21 protein-coding genes are annotated in these 22,638 nt (G+C 32.6%); 2 read left to right on the forward strand and 19 right to left on the reverse strand.

The genetic code is table 11. From position 1 onward, the window contains the following. Window positions 1-35 precede the first annotated feature (35 nt). The 8 genes from ACRHNM_RS05720 to ACRHNM_RS05755 form a co-directional block, all read right to left on the reverse strand. Entirely contained in the window at window positions 36-2,807 is a 2,772-nt protein-coding gene (locus ACRHNM_RS05720; RefSeq protein WP_431134583.1) for a PQQ-dependent sugar dehydrogenase, read from the reverse strand. Between the two features lie 440 nt (window positions 2,808-3,247). Beyond that, the gene (locus ACRHNM_RS05725; protein ID WP_431134585.1) at window positions 3,248-4,705 is read right to left on the reverse strand and encodes an NAD(P)/FAD-dependent oxidoreductase; all 1,458 of its coding nucleotides are present in this window, start codon (window positions 4,703-4,705) and stop codon (window positions 3,248-3,250) included. 68 nt (window positions 4,706-4,773) lie between these two features. After that, window positions 4,774-6,387: a T9SS type A sorting domain-containing protein gene (locus ACRHNM_RS05730; RefSeq protein WP_431134587.1), complete on the reverse strand. Its 1,614-nt coding sequence runs from the start codon at window positions 6,385-6,387 to the stop codon at window positions 4,774-4,776. A gap of 252 nt (window positions 6,388-6,639) precedes the next feature. Then, window positions 6,640-7,374 carry a class I SAM-dependent methyltransferase gene (locus ACRHNM_RS05735; RefSeq protein ID WP_431134589.1) on the reverse strand — a complete coding sequence of 245 codons (735 nt, stop codon included), beginning with the start codon at window positions 7,372-7,374 and terminating at the stop codon, window positions 6,640-6,642. A 38-nt stretch (window positions 7,375-7,412) separates the two neighbouring features. Beyond that, window positions 7,413-8,729: an APC family permease gene (locus ACRHNM_RS05740; RefSeq protein ID WP_431134591.1), complete on the reverse strand. Its 1,317-nt coding sequence runs from the start codon at window positions 8,727-8,729 to the stop codon at window positions 7,413-7,415. 21 nt (window positions 8,730-8,750) lie between these two features. Beyond that, window positions 8,751-9,191 (reverse strand): methyltransferase family protein, encoded by a 441-nt coding sequence (locus ACRHNM_RS05745; RefSeq protein ID WP_431134592.1) that lies wholly within the window; start codon window positions 9,189-9,191, stop codon window positions 8,751-8,753. A 5-nt stretch (window positions 9,192-9,196) separates the two neighbouring features. Further along, window positions 9,197-10,540, reverse strand: coding sequence for an MBL fold metallo-hydrolase (locus ACRHNM_RS05750; protein WP_431134594.1), 1,344 nt, complete (start codon window positions 10,538-10,540; stop codon window positions 9,197-9,199). Window positions 10,541-10,708: 168 nt separating this feature from the next. Further along, window positions 10,709-11,434 (reverse strand): peroxiredoxin, encoded by a 726-nt coding sequence (locus tag ACRHNM_RS05755; RefSeq protein WP_431134596.1) that lies wholly within the window; start codon window positions 11,432-11,434, stop codon window positions 10,709-10,711. Between the two features lie 190 nt (window positions 11,435-11,624). Here ACRHNM_RS05755 and ACRHNM_RS05760 point away from each other — a divergent pair, with 190 nt between their 5' ends. Both ACRHNM_RS05760 and ACRHNM_RS05765 read left to right on the forward strand, forming a co-directional pair. After that, window positions 11,625-12,038, forward strand: a complete 414-nt coding sequence (locus tag ACRHNM_RS05760; RefSeq protein WP_431134598.1) for a hypothetical protein — start codon at window positions 11,625-11,627, stop codon at window positions 12,036-12,038. 54 nt (window positions 12,039-12,092) lie between these two features. Beyond that, entirely contained in the window at window positions 12,093-14,192 is a 2,100-nt protein-coding gene (locus ACRHNM_RS05765; RefSeq protein ID WP_431134600.1) for a TonB-dependent receptor domain-containing protein, read from the forward strand. 356 nt (window positions 14,193-14,548) lie between these two features. Here ACRHNM_RS05765 and ACRHNM_RS05770 read toward each other — a convergent pair whose 3' ends face one another. The 11 genes from ACRHNM_RS05770 to ACRHNM_RS05820 all read right to left on the reverse strand — a co-directional run bounded on the left by ACRHNM_RS05770 (window position 14,549) and on the right by ACRHNM_RS05820 (window position 22,528). Then, window positions 14,549-15,139, reverse strand: a complete 591-nt coding sequence (locus ACRHNM_RS05770) for a methyltransferase domain-containing protein (protein ID WP_431134602.1) — start codon at window positions 15,137-15,139, stop codon at window positions 14,549-14,551. Beyond that, complete coding sequence (trxA, locus tag ACRHNM_RS05775; protein WP_431134604.1) at window positions 15,139-15,435, reverse strand: thioredoxin; 297 nt, start codon at window positions 15,433-15,435, stop codon at window positions 15,139-15,141. Before trxA ends, ACRHNM_RS05770 begins: the two co-directional genes overlap by 1 nt. 12 nt (window positions 15,436-15,447) lie before the next feature. Further along, the gene (locus tag ACRHNM_RS05780; RefSeq protein ID WP_431134606.1) at window positions 15,448-16,449 is read right to left on the reverse strand and encodes a c-type heme family protein; all 1,002 of its coding nucleotides are present in this window, start codon (window positions 16,447-16,449) and stop codon (window positions 15,448-15,450) included. Window positions 16,450-16,452: 3 nt separating this feature from the next. Further along, entirely contained in the window at window positions 16,453-16,791 is a 339-nt protein-coding gene (locus tag ACRHNM_RS05785) for a rhodanese-like domain-containing protein (protein WP_431134608.1), read from the reverse strand. Window positions 16,792-17,053: 262 nt separating this feature from the next. Beyond that, window positions 17,054-17,854, reverse strand: coding sequence for a sulfite exporter TauE/SafE family protein (locus tag ACRHNM_RS05790; protein WP_431134610.1), 801 nt, complete (start codon window positions 17,852-17,854; stop codon window positions 17,054-17,056). Window positions 17,855-17,919: 65 nt separating this feature from the next. Then, window positions 17,920-18,552, reverse strand: coding sequence for a Crp/Fnr family transcriptional regulator (locus ACRHNM_RS05795; protein WP_431134612.1), 633 nt, complete (start codon window positions 18,550-18,552; stop codon window positions 17,920-17,922). Between the two features lie 401 nt (window positions 18,553-18,953). After that, entirely contained in the window at window positions 18,954-19,784 is an 831-nt protein-coding gene (locus ACRHNM_RS05800) for a universal stress protein (RefSeq protein ID WP_431134614.1), read from the reverse strand. Window positions 19,785-19,953: 169 nt separating this feature from the next. Continuing rightward, the gene (locus ACRHNM_RS05805; protein WP_431134616.1) at window positions 19,954-20,343 is read right to left on the reverse strand and encodes a hypothetical protein; all 390 of its coding nucleotides are present in this window, start codon (window positions 20,341-20,343) and stop codon (window positions 19,954-19,956) included. A 10-nt stretch (window positions 20,344-20,353) separates the two neighbouring features. Further along, window positions 20,354-20,773: a hypothetical protein gene (locus ACRHNM_RS05810; RefSeq protein ID WP_431134617.1), complete on the reverse strand. Its 420-nt coding sequence runs from the start codon at window positions 20,771-20,773 to the stop codon at window positions 20,354-20,356. Between the two features lie 11 nt (window positions 20,774-20,784). After that, window positions 20,785-21,204, reverse strand: a complete 420-nt coding sequence (locus tag ACRHNM_RS05815) for a GreA/GreB family elongation factor (RefSeq protein ID WP_431134619.1) — start codon at window positions 21,202-21,204, stop codon at window positions 20,785-20,787. A 19-nt stretch (window positions 21,205-21,223) separates the two neighbouring features. Beyond that, window positions 21,224-22,528, reverse strand: coding sequence for a Glu/Leu/Phe/Val family dehydrogenase (locus ACRHNM_RS05820; RefSeq protein ID WP_431134621.1), 1,305 nt, complete (start codon window positions 22,526-22,528; stop codon window positions 21,224-21,226). Window positions 22,529-22,638 lie beyond the last annotated feature (110 nt).

Here is a 22,638-nt window from a genome sequence, read left to right on the forward strand (position 1 = left end):
TGGACGCAAATGAGCATAAAATGTTACATGATTTTTTATCTAATTACTAATTTTTTAATAGTTGTTTTATGTCCTGAATGAATTTTAACGATATAGAGTCCGGAATTCAAATCAAGATTGATACGTGTTTCATTGTTAATGGTTCTTTTTAGTACTTTTTGACCTGCTATATTAAAGATTTCCATAAGACTATCTTCTTTTAACCCTTTAATATAAACATATTTTTCTGTTGGGTTTGGAAAAAGAATCACATTTATGTCTTCCGTTTCATGGATACCTAATGTATCCTCTACTGTAAATGTCGCTGAAATAATAGTTGTGTTGGCACATTCATCTGTTAATTCAAAAGTAACCAATACTGATTCTGGACACGAAATAGTTGCTGGAGCATCATGAAACACTGTTGCTACTCCACAATTATCTGTTCCCGAAAAACTAGTAAGCCAACTTTCATATTCTGTTTGATTATTAGGTGAACATCCTACGGTCAAGTCTGTTGGCATATCATCCCAAATAGGATAAGTTGAATCTATAATGGTCAATATTTGAGAATGAGTACTCACATTATTACATTCGTCAGAAGCAATCCATGTACGAATAATTGAATAATCTCCAGAACAAGATTCATTTGAAATACTTTCATTAAAACTGACCGTTGCAGTTCCACAGGTATCTGAAGCTGTTAAGGTTTCCGCAGATGGAATTGCATCACATTCGACACTTGTATTTGCAGGAAGCGTTTCATTAAATACAGGATTGCTATTATCTTCAACCGTTATCGTTTGCACGTGAACTGTTTCGTTGTTACACTCGTCAGTAGCTGTCCAGGTTCTGGTAATTATAGATACTCCAACACAGGAACCTGAGGTTATACTTTCACTAAATGAAACCGTTGCAGTTCCACAGCTATCTGAAGCTGTTAAGGTTTCCGCAGATGGAATTGCATCACATTCGACAGTTATATTTGCAGGAAGCGTTTCATTAAATGTTGGGTTGCTATTGTCTTCAATAGTAAAAGTCGCTTGTTTGGTAATTTCATTTCCACAGTCATCAGCTAAGGTAAACGTTACTGTTTCTGAAACCGAAGAACCACATGTCACACTTAACCCAGAATTGTTATTTGTCAATGAAGCATTTCCACAAAGTACGCTTCCAGAACAACTAGCTAACCAATTATTAAACTCATCATTTGGATTTGTGCTTTCGTCACATTGGAGTGTTACATCGGTTGGTTCGTTAGTCCAGCTTGGACCTTCAAATGTAATTTTAAATAAGGTTCCATTGTAAATATTCACATAATATAGAAAGCCATCAAGAGGATTTTGCATCATATGGACAATACCATTACCAAAATTTATAGGAGCTAATTCTGAAATATCACTTATCCAGTTTAATGTGCCATCAGTGAGAGTTGCTATATTAATCCAATTTCTTACGTAATCAGTAAACAAATATTTACCAGTCATACTACTGCCTAATGCATCTCCTTGTATGTAAACACCTGCAATAGCTGTATTTCCTCTAAACTGAACACCTGTTGTTGGAGATCCAGTTGTACCTACTCTTGGATCTGTAGGAGTCGTGCCATTAAACCATGGTACTCGAGCTTCATTACTTCCTCCATGTTTCCAAGCCACTTCTGGTCTATCGTGTACAAAACGTCTTAAAGCAGGATTAGGATTATCTATAAAGCTTGTTGGTTGCGGACAGTTATTAACAAAAGGGACATTGCCTTCATCAGGATTTGTTGTTCCGCTATTATAATAGCCATTGTGTTTTATCTGACCTTCATATAAAGGCCAGCCACCATTTAAACCTCCTTTATCAAAAATATGCAGGTCTTCCCAAGTTCCCCAACCTACATCAGCTACATGAATAATACCTGGATCACCATCGTTCGGATTTGTACTTCCACTTCCTGGTTGGATTGACATTCTAAACGGATGACGCAATCCCATTGCCCACATTCTCGATTCAGGAGCTCTTGGATTGGAAGCATTATAATGTGGATTTGATGGAATACCATCACCTGTTTCAGGATCAAGTCGCAATACTTTACCACATAGCGATGTAATCATCTGACTTCTAAAAGCACCTACATTTTCTTCAGGACGCATAATACCATCATTAATTGCTTGTTGCCAATAGGTTTCATTAGCACTTCCTGTATCGACAGAGCTATAACTAGCATTATCACCTGTAGAAACTAATAAGGTTCCATCGTTGGCAAAAATAACCGTTCCTCCAGCATGAGATTCGTGTGTTAATGGCACACCTGTTGAAACTGATTCACCTAAAAGTACGGTTCTAGTAGCATAGTTTGTTGTTAAAGGACTGCTACCTATATTTAATTGATAGCGTGTAAGTCGACTAATTGTTGCTTCATAATAGTCATTATCATTAGAATCATAACTTGGAGTTCCATAATTCATAAGATGCTCCCTATCAACCATATAATACATATAAACTAAACCATTAGTTTCGAAATCAGGATCAAGACAAAAACTTTGATATCCAAAATCTCTCCAATCTCCAACTTCATCAGAAATATCGAGAACAGGAGTTGTTTGCTTTATGTATTGTGTTCCATTCCAGTTAGAAACATATAAGTGTCCGCGTTTTTCCCAAACAAACATCTTTGTACCATCCGAATTAAAAACAACACCCATTATGGTATTGTATCCATTTTGAACTTCGGAAGCCGAATAGCCCGTTGGTAATTGTGCAAAGGAGTTTAAAAATGACAGAAAAAAAAGACTTATAGAGAAAAAAGACTTTAAATATAAAATACGATTATAGCAAAACATAACGGATAGTTTGGTTGGGTTGAAAACTAATTTTTGCTACTAATCATTATAAATGTAGTATGAATATATATGGAAAAAAAATAAAAGACTTAAGAGGAAAAAAAACTCGATAATTGGGTTATAATTGAAAGAATAAGTATGGTTTATCACCAGATAAATTGTCTTATAAAAAAAGAGCGTTACAAAACGCTCTCTTTCTTAAAGATACAGAAGTCAATCTATATCTTCTAACCAACCAATCAAAAAACTGACAACCACATCAGTTTACTTTTCGAGTTCCTCCATGTCCACCAGCCACTACAATCATTATTTTTATACTTAAGTAAATGAATTTAAAAAACTGGATGATTGGATTCATCATTTTAAATCTTTGATATCTAGAAATTCGTTGTGTCATGATATTGTTATGATATAAAGTTGCTCATGTTATTCTTTTTTTCCTATTCTGGAATCAACCACCAGAAGGGTTTCATTTTAGCTTTATAAATAAAAGCGTAATGTAACGCCAGTTTTAACCAATGACCTGCTAGTCCTATTTCTCCAAAAGTTTTTCCTAACTGTCTTCCTTGTGTTTTAGGGTATGTTTCGTAATCTGGAACAATTGGATAGGTCGTAATGCTTACACCACTCCCTTTTGTTAATCCGTATCCAGCTGAAGCAATACAAGCAGCTCCCATATTACCCATTGAACCTTTATGATGACGTGATTCTTTTCCTTTTTTAATAGAATCGATTATATTATCAGCTACTAATTTTGCAGTGATTCCTGATGGCATTCCAGTACGAGGTGGTGATGGCGAAATATCAGTTCCATTTTTACTTTTTCTAGGTTTTGAAATGGCATGTGGAGGCGCAAACGCAATTCCAGGTGCAAAAATATTTTTATAAGTCGGATTTTGATAGGTTTCCGGCCAATCTCTAACAGACCATTGTTCGTAAGGTTTTGGTGTGTAGTCAGCATCAACAATCATAAAGCCTTTGAAAAGTTTTTCCGTAATATCGTTTTCATTTTTATCAAAAGCTTTAAAACCATGACCAGAAAACGAAGGAATAAGCATTGCAAAATCATACGTTTCCGTTTTATGTTCTCCATCTAAGTTTTCATAATATGCAACTCCATCTTCAATTTTATTCACTCCTGCTCCAAGAATCCATTTAATATCTCTGTCTTCAAAAATCATTTCTATCATTTCGTGAGATTTCATCGTCATGCTTCCATAGCTCATAAGCATTCCATCCATACCAAAATCACCTAATTTGTACTCATTAGAAATCCATGTAACTTCTGCCAAATCTCTAACATTATGACGTCGTAATTCTTGTTCTACATTTAAAATATACTCGAAAGCAGCACCTTGACAAGTGGATTTTGCATGACCTGTACCGATTAAAATCTTAGTTTTCTTGCCTTTTTTCATGTCTTGAATTAAAGCATTTAAGCCTTTCCAAGCATGATCAGCATGTGTATACGTGCAAACAGAATATACTTTGTTTTTTCCTGGAATCAGGCCTTCAGTCGCTTCAAAATTTAGTTTAGGACCAGTTGCATTAATTAAGTAATCGTAAGTGACTTTTTCTTGTTGACCTTTATGATCTCCTACCACATACTCTGCTAACACATAAGGTTTTTCTTCATTTTTATCACCTTCAGGAAAAAAAGATATGGCTTTAGCTTGTTTATAACCAATACCTTTCTTTTTGTATAAAGGTGCTAATGGAAATAGAATTTTTTCAGATTTCATTCTACCAATACCTACCCAAATATTGGACGGAATCCATTGGTAATTACTGTTAGGTGACACTACAACAACCTCATGCGCTTTTGAAAGCTTTCTACGCAAATGAGAAGCGGCTACATGACCTGATATTCCAGCTCCTAATACAACAATTTTTGCCATTGCTTTATTTTTTATTGAAGGTAATTATGTTTTTAAAATTGTTTAGTAACATTTGTTACATACAGATGTTATAGCTTAATAATTTTTTTCTCAATACTATTTATCCTGTTTTTAAATAACAAAACGTACTCTCCAGAAGCTAATTCAGTTAAATCGAGAAGAATGTTTTTTAATCCGATTGTATTTTCAACCTGTATTGATTTGAGGTTTTTTCCAGAAACATCATAAACCTCTAAAATGCTTTTTTCTGTATTTGGAATAAATACTTCTATTGAAAAAATACCTTTTGAAGGATTTGGATACACTTTTAAATTATAGATGTTATTTGAGTCAAGTGCAACTTCATCTACATGTAATGTTGATTTATTAATAAATACTTTAAAAGCTAAATTACTTGCGCTGCTCTGTGTTCCATCGTTTATAAAAAATATATTTTCCTGAGTGCTCTCAATACCTCCAAAAATATAACCTATATGTGTGAGTCCTTCTTGTAAATTATTGACATCTACTATTTCATCAGTTAAATAGTTTGAGTTAGCATGTAATGGAATAAACTCTGCTCCTGAACCTAAAAACGTAGGCATTTCAATATCTAAACTACTTTCTACCATAGACCCATCACTAAACCTTGACACTTTACTGATAGTCTTTACAAATGGTACATTATTATCTTGAATAAGATTATTATTAGCGTCTAGTTTGTATTGACTCATTCCGCCAAAAAACAAAGTATGCATTACATTGTTTGAACTGTCATATAGAGGAACTTTTGCACTGTGATACTGACTTAAGTATTGATTAAATGTATTATTTACTGAATAACCAGATGCTGTAACATCGACACTATTTAACCATGGTAAATTTGCTGCATACTGAAAGACACCACTAAACATAGTAAAGCCAGGAGTTCCATCAGGAAATATTTGTGGTGCCATATTATAATCTCTTCGATGTAAATTGCTAGGATCGTTTTGAGCCGAATAATTAAAGACTGATAAATTTGTTCCATCATCATTAATTTCAAATGTTCGAATTTCGTTAGTATAATTTTGAATAAATCCTGGTCCGTTGTTTGGTCCCATCGGATTATATCTACCCTCAAAATATTGTCCACCACATAGATAAAACACGTCATCCAGCAAACCTAAATGACCTCCAGTCACTGCAAAATTACTATTTGAAATTTGTCTAAAAAAAGGGATAATATCAGCATTATTAATAACCGCATTCGCTAATCCGTTGACATCAACAGCTGTCAGTTTATCATAAGTAATGTGATCATTTTGTGAGCCGCTATAACCATAACCACCAATAATATATAAGGTATTTCCCCTTTGAATAAATTCCTGGTTTGTAGATTGTAATTGCTCAAACAGAGCGGTTGACAAAACACTTATCGAAGAACTCCAGGTTTGATTTGTCACAGGATCTATAACAAACACATTTTTGTTATTATCACTTTCAAGAAATGCAGCAAATGGCTGTCTTCGATGCAAACCATCGATTCTTCCACCTAAAATAATCCATTTTCCATCGGTTGTTTTTCCCCAAGAAAAAGAATGAACACCAGGCGCATTTGCTATAACTAATGGTTCAATTTGAACTGTAAACTGATCTTGCGACCAACTTAAACTAACTATTATGATTGATAATAGATAAGAAAATAATATTTTAACTTTCATGATTTTAGTATACTTTAACTTCTTCAAATCTCTGAAAATTAAATATCTATTAGAGTAACTTTTGTTACATACAAAAAAGAGCATCATGAAAGATGCTCTTATCAAAGAACCAGTTATTACTCATACCCTAATAACCATGTATTCAATAATTTTAATTCACTATAAAATGTTTTTTATGAGCTTAGAGGAGTTATTGTGTCTGTCACATCGTTAAATACTTCTGTAATACGCGCTACAAAAGTCTTTCATAACTTATTTCGCCTTTATAATGAATTGATATGGTAACAAATCAACATTAACATCTAATGTATAGCCTGCTTTTTCTAATTCACTTCTAACAGTCTCCAAATCTATTTTATGATTTACTGGTGGACCTACCGGAATTTCTTTTTTAAAATAATCGATAATAACCAGTTCACCATCCGATTTAATACCGTTTTTGACTTTAGAAAAATAATCGATTCGATTCTCGATGTGATGATAGGTATTTACAATTAATACCATATCAACTTCATTATCCTGCAAACCTGGACTATCATAAGGAATTTTACGAAGTTCTATATTTTCAAGATTGTTGTCTTCAACACGTTTTTTTAAGGCTTCTTGAAATTCATCACTCACATCAGCAGCGATAACCTTTGCTCCTTTTTCGGCTAGTTTCACTGAAAAATAGCCTGAACCAGCTCCTATGTCCATTATCGTTTTCCCCTTTATATCGCCAAGATATTCTAGCACTTTTTCTGGTTTTTGATATGCATCACGCTCTGGCGATTCAAACCGCTCAATTAAATCTTCGGTAGTTGAACGATGCATGTAATCATTAGCTGTTTTGGAAGTGTCTGAATTATGGTGATTTCCATGATGATTTTTGTCTTGTTTTGCATCGTGGTTGATATCTTGATTACCACTTTTCTCGTTGTGTTCCTTACAGGCCATAAATGATACCGCTAAAGATGCTGCAAGGAAGATATGTTTTGTTTTGTTCATTGTTAAATAGTTATTTTGGTATTTGTTAATATTAAATTTTATTTAAGTTTTGTATGATTATCATTCAGTTTATTACTCCACCAATAGGTTAAAAAACCAAGGGCTATATTACTCAAACCCACGATGACTTCGAAAGGACTACTGATGAACGCATAGACAATCATCCATAAGAATAAGATAATAAAAACGATCTGAAATAGTGGAAATAATGGACTTTTAAATTTGTTGGTTTGGTTGTTTTTTTGATGGCAGCGTAATTTAAAAACACCTACAACAGTAGCCATGGAAGATATGGTTAGCAAGATACCACAGTAAATTAATATTTGTTCAAAAGTTCCTGTTAAAATCAACAATGCACTAATGCCAAATTGCAGCCATAGCGCTCTTTGCGGAATATTGCTTTTTTCACTTTTAAAGAAATCCCAAAAACGATGATCTTTTGCAATGCTAGACGTCACTCTCGAGCCTACCCAAACCATAGCACTGATTCCTGAAATTAATAACAGTGAAATGGCCAATCCAAAGAAACGTCCATAATCATCACCAATCATTTTGTTCATCGCAATCGTTCCAACATTTAACTGGCCTTTCAGCTCAGGAATAGGCACATGTTTTAAAAATACATATTGTAAAAATGTATAAAGAACCGTTACAATTAAGGTACCACCAATCAATGCAATGGGTAAGGATTTTTTTGGGTTTTTAAATTCTTCAGTAATATAGGCTGCAGCATTCCAACCTGAATAGGAATAACTCACATATATCAAAGCGACCGCAAATGCAGGTGAAATTAAATTAGAATAGTCAGAATTTGACAAAAACTCAATATTGCTAAAAGATGGCTCCTGCCAAATCCCAATAAAAATTAGTACCACTATGATTGCTATTTTAAACAACGTACTGGCATTCTGAAACTTTGAACTCAAGGACAGGTTTTTTGTATGGATTAGTGTAATAACAGCAATCAATATAATACTTGTCCATTTGGGATTAAGATTAAAATAGGGAAAGTAGGCGACAAATGCCATAGCAGAAAGTGCAATAGGTGCAGCAAAACCAACAGTTATTGAAATCCAACCCGATAAATAACCAACAAGAGGATGAAACAGCTTTGTTAGAAAAGCATATTCACCTCCCGAACGTGGAATATGAGTTCCTATCTCAGCATAACTAAAAGCTCCAGACAAGGCAATAATTCCGCCTAGAACCCAAAGAATTAGTATAATTGTTGGATTGTTCAGGTCTTTTAACTGAAATCCCAGACTGGTGAATGCTCCTGTCCCTATCATATTTGCCACTACCAATGCAATGCCTGTAAGTGTAGTGATTTTATAAGTTTGTATTTTTTTTGACATCAAAATCTTTGTTCTGAAATTCTATATAAACCGTCGCGTTTTTTGTTTATAATCTGCATATTCTGAATAGTTTTCAGCTAGTAACTTTTCTTCATATTGAGATTTGAAAAAAAATAAGATTAGCAATAATAAAGCAATTAACGCTTTATACCAAGATGCTTGATACAAGGCATAGCCCAAGCCTGAAAGAATGATAGCGGTATAAATAGGGTGTCTAGTTATTTTATAAGCTCCTGTAGTGATCAGTTTACCATTTAAAACAGGAGTTGGATAAGGAGAGAGTTTTGTGTTGAGTTGCAATAAGGCTACCAGTCCTAAAATGAAACCCAAAGCTAAAATAATCAATCCCGAATAACGTAACCATTCAGGAAGATATACGTTTGTGTTTTGAACAGGAAGACTGTAAGTAATAAAAAGCACTAATTGAATGCTAACGTAGATATAATCTTTCTTAGACTTCAATACAATTAATCTTTAAATTGTTCTATATCATCACTTAAATCGTACACCTTTACGCCTTCTAAAGCTTTTTGAAGAATACTACTTCCTGCAGCACTGCGATAACCACCTGCGCAATGTACCACAATTGGTTTATCTTTTGGAATCTCATTAGCGGTATCTCGCAGCTCATTTAAAGGATGAGATATGGCATTTTCAAAATACTGCTCTTCTTCAACTTCACTTTTATTTCTTATATCTACAATGGTATAATGATCTGGATGTTTTTTAAAATTTTTCAAATTCAACTTTTCAAAGGTTTCAAATGATGAATGATCTAAGGTTAACAAGCCTATTAATTGTTTTTCGTACCCAATTTTTGCTATACGATGTAAAATTTCATCTTTATCTTCAACAGATTTTAAAACCACACAGAATTTTTCTTCCGGTTTAACAATAGATCCTAGCCATGTCTCAAACTTATCATCTTCGGTTTCTGCCATGATATTGAAACTTCCTGAGATATGTTTCTGTTTAAATTGTGCTTCATCTCTAACATCGATGTATAAAACATCTTTATCTTGAATGTCGTTGACTTTGAAATGAAACTCTGGTCGTGCTATATTCTTTTCAAAATTATCTGCACCTATTTTATTAATGTCCACATTAAAGCCAAAATACGAAGGAATAAAGGGTTGATCTGCTAAAATATGACTCACAAATTTATCCTCAGACAAACTCTTAAAAGCCCAGTTTTCCTTACGCTCCCTTCCTAAAGTACTCGAAGAATCGCTACTCATGTTTTTTCCGCAAAGCGAACCTGCTCCATGTGCAGGATATACTACTGTATCATCTGGTAAATCGTTAAATTTAGTTTGCATAGTGTGGTACATACTTTTTGCTAATTCTTCTCTTTTAGCTTTCATATTACCAGATTTTTCACGTAAATCTGGACGACCTACATCTCCAATAAATAAGGTGTCACCAGAAAACATAGCATGACTTTCTTTATCTTTTGCAATAATTGTGATACTATCTGGAGAATGTCCTGGTGTGTTTATTGCAGAAAACGTTACATCTCCTAAATTAAACGTGTCACTATCATCAAAAGTTTTATGAGGATAGTTGGCTCCAACCATTTTACTTACATAAATCGTAGCTCCTGTTTCTTTATGAATTTGTAAGTGACTACTCACAAAATCTGCATGAGGATGTGTCTCAAAAACAGCCGTGATTTTTGAATTGTATTTTTCTGCTAATTGATAGTACTGTTTTGGGTCTCTTGAAGGATCCACTAAAGCCATTTTACCTTTACTAAGTATTGCGTAAGAATAATGTGCTAATGGTTTGTCTTCAAATTGTATAATCTTCATAATAATTCTCTTTTTAGGTGCTTTAAATAGTTAAAAATAAGTGATGATTTTTTAATTTATAATCAGGAATCGACTCATGTTAATATAATAAAAAGTATCTGTAAATCCTAAGTCCCTTTGTTTAAAAAAAGCCTCAAACTGAAGATTTTTAATAACCTTACATCTCTTTTATTTTTTGAGAATTTCGTTTAAAACTGCATTCTTGTCTAACTTCTTGGTACAAAAGAACCAGTCTTTGCAATCTAAATCATCTGTTGATGACATTCGTTCTTCTGCGACTCCACATGATCCTGCAGGTGATACAATCACATCATCACCAGGAATCCAATCTGCTGGAGTGGCTACGTTAAATTTATCGGAAGTTTGCATAGCAATTAAGGCTCTATACAATTCGTCAAAATTTCTACCTAAACTTAATGGATAATAGATTAAAGCTCTAACAATACCTTCTGGGTCAACAAAAAAAACAGCTCTAACTGCTTGTGTTTTGCTTTCTCCTGGCTGAATCATTCCATACTTTTTGGCAACATTCATAGAGATATCTTCAATTAAAGGAAATTTAACTTCGATATGTTCCATGCCATTGAATTTAATTTTATCCTTGATTGTTCTCAACCATGCTATATGACTATATAAACCATCAATTGACAATCCGATTAGGTTACAGTTAGCCTTCTTAAATTTCTCCTCCAAATGTGCAAAAGTCATAAACTCAGAGGTACAAACCGGTGTAAAATCAGCTGGATGACTAAATAAAATTGACCATTCTCCGTTATAATCTGAAGGAAAATTAATTTCACCTTGTGTCGTTATGGCTTTAAACTCTGGTGCCTTATCTCCAATTCTTGGCATTGTAAATACGTCTTGATCTTCTAATTTTTCGATGTTACTCATGATGTTATGATTAAAATTATATCATATAAAAATAACTTACATTTTGCATCAATTGTGTAACACAAGTCACTTAACCCATTTGAAAACATAATATTAAAATAGACATCCTCTATACTCTCTAAGATGAGTATTAAAAGGATGAATTGTTAAAAAAAAATCAGGAATGTGATAAAAGTCACTTTAAAAAAATATGATTACCAGTATCTTTATCCCAATGAAAATTAGCTCCTACATTTTTTCTACAGCATTAACGTTAATTATTGCTCTTAACAGTGTAAAAGTAACGCTAACCTATGCGTATTATGAGTTAGATCCTATTGGGTTTGTTGAAGCTTTATGTGAGAATAAAGACAAACCAGAACTTGCTTGTAACGGTAAATGTCACTTAGCAAAGGTGTCAAAATCACAAGATAAAGAACAAAACACTCCTGAAAGTATCCTTGATTTTAAAGAGCTTACACTATACCAAAATCACATTGCAAACGTTGAATTTGCCTTTAGAGCATTATCAAATAAGAACGAGCCTCAATTTTATCAAAACTTATATTCTTTTACGACTACAAACGATTGTTTTCATCCACCTAGATTATCATTTATCTTTTGAAATAGGTAGTTTCAACTACTACACATACTTAAGTTAAACAAAATACTACTATAAATGAAAACATTATATAGTGTGCTTCTATGCATGCTAATCTCAATGGTATCATTTGGTCAGCAACCTAATGAGACCAAACAAGACACCACCAAAACAGTTACAATACTTGATGAAGTTATTATAACAGGAAACAAAAAAAATGATCCGGTTCTCACTTCTGTTAAAAACAATTATGTTGAAAAAATTGTACAGCCAAAAAATGTCGCAGATTTATTCAACTCTATAAATGGCTTTTCTGTTATTAAAAGAGGAAATTATGCTATTGACCCATCATTTAGAGCAGCACAATATGAGCAGCTCAATATTCAGTACGATGGTGGTACAAAAGCCATGCATGCTTGTCCTAACAGAATGGATCCAATTACAACACATATTATACCAGAAGAAATTGCTAAAATTGAAATTATAAAAGGGCCTTATACTGTAAGATATGGTGCTACTTTTGGAGGCATTGTAAACATGGTAACTCAAAAACCAGATTATGAAGATTATGGTGTACACGGAAAAGTTTCTGCTGGATATGAAATTAACGGAAATTCACTAGTAAACTTAGCCCAACTACAATACATTAAAGATAAATATGACATCGTTGCTAATGTTGGCTATAGAGATTTCGGAAATTATGAAGATGGCAATGGTGTTGAAATTCCATCATCTTTTAGAAGTACAGATTACGGTATAAAATTAGGTTATAACATATCAGAGAACCAACGCATTCAAGCGCACTGGCGACAATCTTTCGGTCGTGATGTCTTACATGCTGCGCTACCCATGGATACTGAATATGATAACAGCAGCATAATTTCATTAGATTATAAGTTAGATCACATTGGAACCATAGTAAAATCATTAACGGCAAAAACGTACTACAGTTATGTAGATCATTTAATGACTAATACCAACAGACCTTCATTTATGATGATGGAAGCTTCGTCTGCTGTTGATGCTACAACAATTGGAGGGAAATTAGAGTTAAGCTGGAAACCTTTAGAAAAGTTGAATCTTTTTTCTGGTATTGATGCTATGCATATTGCCAGAGATGGTGGCAGAACACGATTAGTTAAAATTATGAATGGAAATGTTTTACCAATGCCTATGATTTTCAATGATAAGGTTTGGCAAGACTCTTATATTACAGATTTAGGGCTCTTTACAGAAGCAAAATACAATTTAAGTTCTCATACTATATTAACCGCTGGAATTAGATATGATAATGTAGTATCAGATATACAAGATCCAGAAGATGACTTTGCTGCAATGTATGACCTAAAAAAACGCACTGAACATAATATAAGTGGTACTATTTCAATTAAAAAAGCAGTTAGTGACAAATTTTTATTAGAAGTTGCTTATGGTCGCGGTGTACGTTCTGCCAATATGATAGAACGTTATATAAATCATTTTAATGTGGGTCAGGATCCATATGAATACATAGGGAATCCAGACTTAAAAGCCGAAGTTAATAATCAATTTGAAATTGGTTTTAAAGGACGAGAGGATTTGAAAAATGGATTTAACAGGTTTAAATATGATGCATCGTTCTTTTACGCTTTCTTTGAAAACTATATTGTAGGCATTGTAGATCCAACCATTACCAGAAAGTTTAATCCTATGGCAGAACCAACTAATGCAAAAGTTTTTAGAAATCTAGAGGAATCTTATAAAACCGGATTCGAGATTATGGCAGAAATAGATTTTCTTAATGATTTTTATTTCAAAACTGAATTTGCCTATGTGTATGCAAAAAATAAGGACTTGTCAGAATCTTTACCGTTAACTCCTCCTTTTACAACAAGGCTTTCCGTTGGATTTGAAAAGGAAAAATATTGGGCTAACGTACAGTATAACATAATCTCAAAACAAGATGACATATCCAGAAACTTTGGAGAAACTGAAACCGATGGCTACCAGACTTTAGATGTGCGTTTTGGTGTGAAACCCATTGAGAATACAACGTTTGGTTTTGCTGTTATTAATGTCTTTGATGAAGCATATAATAATCACTTAAATTTTTCTTTTACAAATCAAGAAAACTTTGGAAGAACACCAATTACAGAACCAGGTCGAAATTTCTCTGCGTTTTTACAATACAGATTTTAAAACATAATTTTATAAAATAAAAAGGAGTGCTTTCTGGATAAGGCACTCCTTTTTTAACAACAAATAATTAAAAATCACCTCTCTTTAGGCTCTTCTTTATCTTTGTCGCTAGTAGTCATAAATTTTACTAAAAAACCTATAAGTGTAAGACACACTAATCCGAAAATAGCTATCATTACTACACCATTAGTCCAATTATATAATGCAATGCTTTGAGATATCATAGTATAAAGTATTAAGTTTTAGTCTTTGTTTTCTAACGGTAAAATTATAATAGTGTTGTGTGATTAACTATGACTTTTATCAGTAAATGACAACGTGCATTTAAAATTAAAAACACTCAATACTATTTAAAATTATAATTGATTTGATTTTTCTAAAATACAAAACAATTCTTTATTTGCTCTTGAGTGATGCGAATTATAAGCCCCTTCCATAAGGATTATATTAAAATAATTCTCAAAGCGTTTAAGGTATTCCGATTTAGAACCTCCAAAAGGCGGACGATCTGTATACAATTCAGCATTAAATAAAAGACCTACCAATTTCCCTTTGTTAGAAAGCAACGCATTCATTTTAGCCACGTAATTATTTCGTAAACGAGGTTCGATGGCACAAAAGAATGTTTGTTCGATAATTAAATCGAAAGTCATCTCCAAATCAAAGAAATTGTCATGCAATAACTGCTCAGATGGAAAATATGGAATTCTTGATTTCAAATTGTCAAGTGCTGTTTTTGAAACATCTACGACATATACTTTTTCGAATCCAAGGTTAACTAAATATTCGGCTTCGTAAGCATTTCCACATCCAGGAATTAAAATCCGAATCGATTTATCTGTGAGTTGATCTATATAAGCCTTGAGAGGTGGTGATATTTCTCCTAAGTCCCAACCTATATCTTTATTCTTATAGCGAGACTCCCAAAAATCTTCGTTTAACTTCATTAATTACTATTAGATATCACGTTTATTAATTCATCTTTTTGAATCATACCAGATTGTCTCCATATCTGCTTACCATTTTTAAACAGCAAGAAAGTTGGCACTCCTTTGACCTGATATTGGGCTGCCAAAGATTGATTTTTATCAACATTTATTTTTATAATTGATACATTCTCACCCAAAACACTTTTAACGTCTTTTAATATTGGACTCATCATCTTACATGGTCCACACCAATCTGCATAAAAATCAATTAGTACTGGTTTATTTTGATTTATTATTTCTGAAAAATTGCTCATACCTGACCTTATTTATTTGTTGAAACTGATGCTCCAGATTCCTCTAATTTCATTTATATTATAACCTATAGCTTTATCATTTGGATACAGCTGATTGATTTTATTTAAAGTTTCTTGATTCATGGTTTGATTAGGTTTACCATGACATTGTAAGCACATATCATTTGTGACAATAGGATAATATACATGAACTTTTTCATTTATTTCAGTAACAATAGGTTCCATTTCTAAATTACCTGCTAATTTTTCTTTAAAAGTGTTTATGTGATCCCGTTCATTTGAATCGGCTAAGTTATTTTGGTTTCTGGGTTTATCAGTCACACGTTTAATAGATGCATTATGTACCACAGCCATACTATCTGTTAAAGGATAAGCTTTTATGTTGCAAAATTCTAATGCTGCAATGGTTCCTTTTTTTTGAATAGTTCCCATTAAATTTTTTCCTAAAACAGCTTTAGTTGTCAAAGCATAATGTAATCCTCTGTCACTGTAAGTCATTTCATTGTCATTTGTTTTGACTTGTTTTTTCTGCATTCTATTTCCTTTTCCTTTACCCATTCCTTTATGGTTTCCTTTTTCAGAATTGAAATGATCTTCAAACCATTCAGGTTGTTCAATCTCATTATCATACAGGTATTCAGAAATCATTTGTATCGTCTTCTCAGGAAAAGCTTGTTTAGGCATTAATCCAAAACGTTTTACAGCTCCATACATTTTTGCATTATCTTCAGTAGGATTATTGATCCAGTTTTGTATGGCTTTCGTAAATTCTTCTTTAGTCATTCCCTCTTTTAAATAATGCTTTTTTACGGCAATCATTGGAGGTCCAATTCTGTCATCGTGACTTGCTACAGGACTATGACAAACATAACAATTGGTTTCCATTAATTTCTTTCCTGGATGCGTGCTTTCTGTTATCATTGCTTTGTTGGAAGCATATGACATGTCCTTTTTAGTATTGTTACAGCCAAGTAATACTATGGATAACGTTAATACAGTTAGTATATGTTTCATCGTTTAATAATTTAGGATACCACCTCTTAAATCGTAGATTTTTTTAAACTCCATATTAGCAAGTTTATTTGCTGTTTGCCTACTTCGGCTTCCGCTTCTACAATACACATAAACAGGCTTATCTTTATTAAGTTTATTCAGCTCAAGATTAAAACTCCCAGAAAAGAAGTCAATATTTTTGGCTCCTTTAATATGATTTGAGTTGAATTCATTAGATGTTCTAACATCAATTAATTGCACATTCTTTCCGTCTACTTGACTTTTGAATTCAATAGGAGAAAGAACTGTGATGCATTCGTTTTGGATGGATTTATCACCAAAAATTGCAGATAAAAATGACATATTATTTATAATTTAAATTAATTTTCGAATAAAAATACTCGTTTTCAAAATTAAAATCAGTAACCTTTGTTACATAAAAAAGCGCATCCTACTTATATTCAGATACGCTTTTTACCAACCAAAATCATGTGTATTATTGTTTAAGAACTCTAAAAAAAGTATTACCTACAAGTTTGTGTATAATGCATGAAAGTTCTTTTACTAAAACAGTTTAAAAGTAATACAAATTAACATCCTGTGGTGTAACATAAGTTACATAGGATTACTTTGTCAATTCTTTGAAGATGATATAAACACCCATGACCAGTACAAACCAGCCAAAACCTTTTTTAAGATGTTTCCCATTTATGAATTTTGATAAATAGATTCCTAAGAAAATTCCGAAAACTGAAATTGTTGTGAACTTGAATAAAAAGAACCAATCAATGTCTAAGTTCTCAACATCACCAATAAAACCTATAAGTGATTTGATTGCTATAATTAAAAGCGATGTAGCAACCGCTTTTTTCATAGGTAATTTTGCTAATAGAACTAATGCAGGAATAATCAAAAATCCTCCACCTGCTCCAACGATTCCTGTCAATACTCCAACCACCAGACCTTCAATAATTATTAACGGAAAATTGTAAGTAATCACAGTTTCTTCCTCTGGTTCACTTCTTTTGTTTCTTATCATAGATATAGAAGCAACCAACATGACCACAGCAAAAAAGAGCATAATTGCTATATTTTTTGTCATTGTAAACGAGCCTATACTGAATAATTCTTCAGGAATAGCAGGTACTAAAAACTTTCGTGTACCATATACCGCAATAAACGCAGGAACTGCAAATACAATAGCCGTTTTAAAATCGACCAGACCTTTTTGTATATTTCGTATTGCACCTACTAAAGCAGAAACTCCAACTATAAATAAAGAATATGCAGTTGCAGTAACAGGATTAACAAACATGAGATAAACTAAAATTGGAACTGTTAAAATAGAGCCTCCTCCACCTATGAGTCCTAAAACGACTCCTATTAAAAGTGCTCCAAAATATCCTAACAATTGTTGTATCTCCATATTATATTGTAAGTTCCTTCAAAACTAAACTGAATTTGAATGGCATTGGGTAACAAAAGTTACTTTTATAAATCTATCACTTTAATATTATTTCTCTGAAGTGCAATTTTACCATCAAGAGCCAATTTTTTTAGTAATCTAGAGACAACTACACGTGATGTATGAAGATCTTGTGCAATTTCCTGATGAGTCACATGAATCACTTCATTGTGATTAACCATCGCTTTATCTTTTAGATATTTAAACAAACGTTCGTCTAACTTTAAAAAAGCAATTGTATCAATGGCTTGAAGTAATTCGGTCATACGATCGTGATAACTTTGCAAAATAAATTTTTGCCAGCTTTTATATTTACCTAACCATTCTTCCATTTTTTGAATAGGAATCATGATTAATTTTGTATCTGTTTCAGCAATGGCTCTGATTTCACTTTTTGATTGACCTAAGCAACAAGATAGCGTCATTGCACAGGTGTCACCTCGTTCTATAAAATATAGCACAAGTTCATCTCCATTTGTATCTTCTCGAAGAATTTTAATTGCTCCACTTATCAAAAGTGGCATAGATCTTATATAATCGCCAATTTCAATAAGTTTATAGCCTTCTGGGACTTCTTTATAGATGCACACATCATTTATTTCTTTAAGAAGCTCATCCTCAAACAAATAACCATAGCTTGCTTTTAAATCTTCTAACATAAGGTAATTTTATGCTAAATATAACTTATTTGAAAAGTTTAGAAAAGTCTATCAGTAGCATTTAGTAAAGAAAATTTATTACAATTGCAATTGACAATTTTAATCTCACTCTAATAAATTGTATGGTTTAATTCTGAATAACTGTATAAAATAGAATACATCTCACCTCAGAAGCATTAATAGCTACACTTAAAATTAAATGTATTAATTGATGTTGGAAGTCTGCAAACAAGTTTGTGAAAACTTAAAACTGTTTTATCATTACATATTGAATGATAAGCACATCTGGAATATTAGCCTCCAAATATTGGTGCAGGCACAAACCAACACAGTAATGAAATAATTACAATTCCAATTATGACAGCAATAATATAAAATTTGCGATTACTCATAAGAGAAATTTATTGATGAATTGTTAAGACTGTGTTTGCACGTAATTGTTCTAATTTGGAAATCACCTTTGATTTATAAAGTCCGATTTTTCTAAATACATCTGGCTTTTTATCAATGACACACATGATGTCAGTAAGGTGTGACATCGCATAATCTTTTAAATGATTTGATGACTGAACAAATTCTATATCTATTGGTTGAATTAAATATTGCTTTACATGCACGATTAGAGTTTCTAAATTAATAGCAGCTTCAGCAGATAAAGAATGCTGTGTTTCCAATACTAAGATTCCGATTTCAAAATTAGTATTAACCAAAGCCTTACAGAATTTATTTATTTCATTTGTATTGATTTTTTGCTTAAAGTCTGAGGCTATTGTGAGGTGGACTCCTTTAGAAACGGGTGCATTTGGAGGAACTATTAAAATAGGACAAGATCTAATTTCTTTTAATACATTTGTGGTAGTCTTGCCTATCGTTTTCTCTGCTCTGCTTGAAAGAATTACAATGTCTATGTCTAATTTCTCTACAGTGTTTTTGAGACCATGAACCAGATTGCTGTGCTCACAAATTGCATGAAATACATGTTTGGAGTTCTTAGATTTTAGAGTGTATTTTTCTACTAATCTCCCTAATTGTTTTAAAGAATCTATTTTAGGTTTATCAAACCATTCATCATCGGCCTGAAGCAATTCGATAGCATTTAAACCTGACATACCATAAGAATATGAGTTGAAGAAATAAAACTCACAATATTCATTTGTAAAGAGTTTAGTTACATAGTCAATGGTGTGATAACTATTCAGTGAAAAGTTTGTAGGAATTAAAATTTTTTTCATCTTTTTAATGTTTATAATTGACTCTTAACTATTTGATATTTTAAAAATTCTTAGGGATAACCGTGAAAGCAGTACTTTCACGGCTAAACACACAAAAAACCAACAGGATTACTCTGCTATTAACCAATTTTAATTTCGTGTTCCCAAGTTTTAATAACATCTGTTTTTATCATTTTCGTTGGTACTTTTTCAGTAACACATAAAATTGATGTTTAAACGCATTGTATTCTTCTATGAATTTCAAATAATTTTCACATTTATGTTCATGAAACTTTAATCTTGTGGCATCATACTCTATTTTTCCATACTCAAATTCCACTTTTAGTTCTTGTTCATATTTACATAGGTTTGCCATATTTAAAATATTCTTTCTTCTTATGGCTTGAATTGCGATTGACATTGTATTGTTGTGCAGAAGTTGTTTTTCAATAATTTTAAAATGATCTAATTCGCTATTAAGCCATTCTAAATTACTGATCCAAGAACTTAATTCTTTTAAGTCTTTCTGGATGCACAACCTTCTATGTGAATCTATTTTATGTATTGAAATCGTATTCAAAAATTTATAATTAATTCACTTTTAAAAGTGAAAATTTGCCTTGCATCTTGTTAAAAAATTCATCTTTTAGTCTTCTATATTTGTCTAAGTGATATAAATAACTTCTTCGATAACTTTCATGTTCATTTATATACACCATATCACATTGAGTATCTTCACATTCTACAATATGAGTTCTAGAATTTGCATAGTTGTGAAGTGCGTTTAATAAGGTATCATTTTCAATTTCCTTTTTTTTAAAACGGTCAGACACACTATCATCATCCAGTTTATAATTCAGATTTTTATTGCAAATACCTATCAGATTAGTCAATTCTTTTTTGATGTATTTTAAATGATTTATCCAATTGTCCAGTTCCATTGTGTTGATTTTATGTGTCACATCAACCTCTGTGTCATGGCTAAATATTTCAGTATTCAAAGTTGTCATATTCTTTAATTTTATATTACGATGTCTATTCCACTAAGAGTTTCTTCTTGAACGACTTCGGTAATTTTAACATGTTGCTTTCCATTGGGAAAATCCCATAAAATTGTATCACCTTTTGAGTAACCTATCAATGCAGAACCTAATGGCGTGAGCACAGATATTTTATTAGTATTGACGTCCTTATCCATAGGAATAACAACTTGAATGGTTTTTTCAATTCCGTTACTAAACACTACTGTGACTTTACTATTAAATCTTATTATATCATACGGCATTTCTTCATCATCAGTTATATGAGCTGTTTTTAACTCTTCAGATAATTTCATAAGCGACTTTTGGGTGTCATGATCTTCTGCATATCCTGAAATATTCAAGATTCGTTTCAGGTACACATACTCTTTCTTTTCTAATATTAAGCTTCCGTATTTCATGGGTTTAGTATTTATTAAATTATGGAAAAATTCCTCTTTGGATATATGCTTTTTCTATTCGCTCAATAGCAATACAGTAAGCTGCTGTTCGCATATCCATAGCTTCACGTTGAGAATATTGATACACTTTGTCAAAAGATTCTTTTAATTTCTTTTCTAGTTTTAGCATGACTTCATCTAATTGCCAAAGCTCACCATTTCGGTTTTGAAGCCATTCAAAATAACTACCAATTACACCTCCAGAATTACATAGAATATCAGGTATGATTGTGATACCTCTTTCTAAAAGCACTTTCTCTCCTTCTACATTTGTTGGTCCGTTTGCGCCTTCTGCAATGAGTCTTGCTTTTATACTTGGCGCATTTTCTTTTGTAATTTGATTGCCTAATGCTGCAGGAATACAGATATCACAGTTTAGAGTAAAAAACTTCTCTTTAGCAACAGGTTTCGCATTGGGATAATCAACAATGCTTCCGTCATTAATCTGGCTGTATTTGAACAGGTCTTCTACTTTTATTCCTTTTTGATTTTGAATACTGCCATAAGCATCTTGTACTGCTACCAATTTTGCACCATCTTTTTCTAAAAAATGAGCAGCCCAATACCCTACATTTCCAAAACCTTGAACAATGAACTTTTTACCTTCTAAACTCTTATGATGTGCTTCTGACCAGAACTTAATTGTAAGATATACGCCAAATCCTGTTGCTCTGTCACGACCTTCCAATCCTCCACTTCCATCTGGTTTACCTGTAACAACATGTTGATTTGCAGTACGTTCAGCTGGCGGACGCGTACTCATGTAAGTATCTGCTATCCAAGCCATTGTTTGACTATTTGTGTTAACATCTGGTGCAGGAATATCATGCTCTGGACCAATATTATCTGCTAATGCAAATGTGAAACGTCTGGTAATGCGCTCTAATTCAGATTGCGAATATTTTGATGGATCTATTTTAATACCTCCTTTTCCTCCACCATAAGGCAAACCTGCCAAAGAGGTTTTCCAGGTCATCCACATTGCTAAAGCTCTTGCTGCATCAATGTCTACAGTTGGATGATAACGCAATCCTCCTTTATAAGGACCTAATGCATTATTATGCTGTACGCGGTAACCTGTGAATATTTCGACATCACCATTGTCCATTTTTACCGGAAAATTTACAATAATCTCGTTATTAGTAATGCTTAGTATTTTTCTGATGTTTGGATGTAAATTAATATGTTCTGCAGCACTGTTAAATTGCTCCATTACATTATCCATCATACCTTTTACTGGTGCTTTTTTAGTCTTTTTTGTCAAATCTGCTGTTAATGTTGTCATTTGGTATGTCTTTAAAATTTTTATTTGAAATAACGGTTCGCGATAGATCTTTCCTGATATTTCTCAATGATGTATTTGTTTCTAAGGGTTCTCTTATTTACTTTTTTGTC

The sequence above is a fragment of the Psychroserpens mesophilus genome, from assembly GCF_050617655.1.
Classification (GTDB): domain Bacteria; phylum Bacteroidota; class Bacteroidia; order Flavobacteriales; family Flavobacteriaceae; genus Psychroserpens; species Psychroserpens mesophilus_A.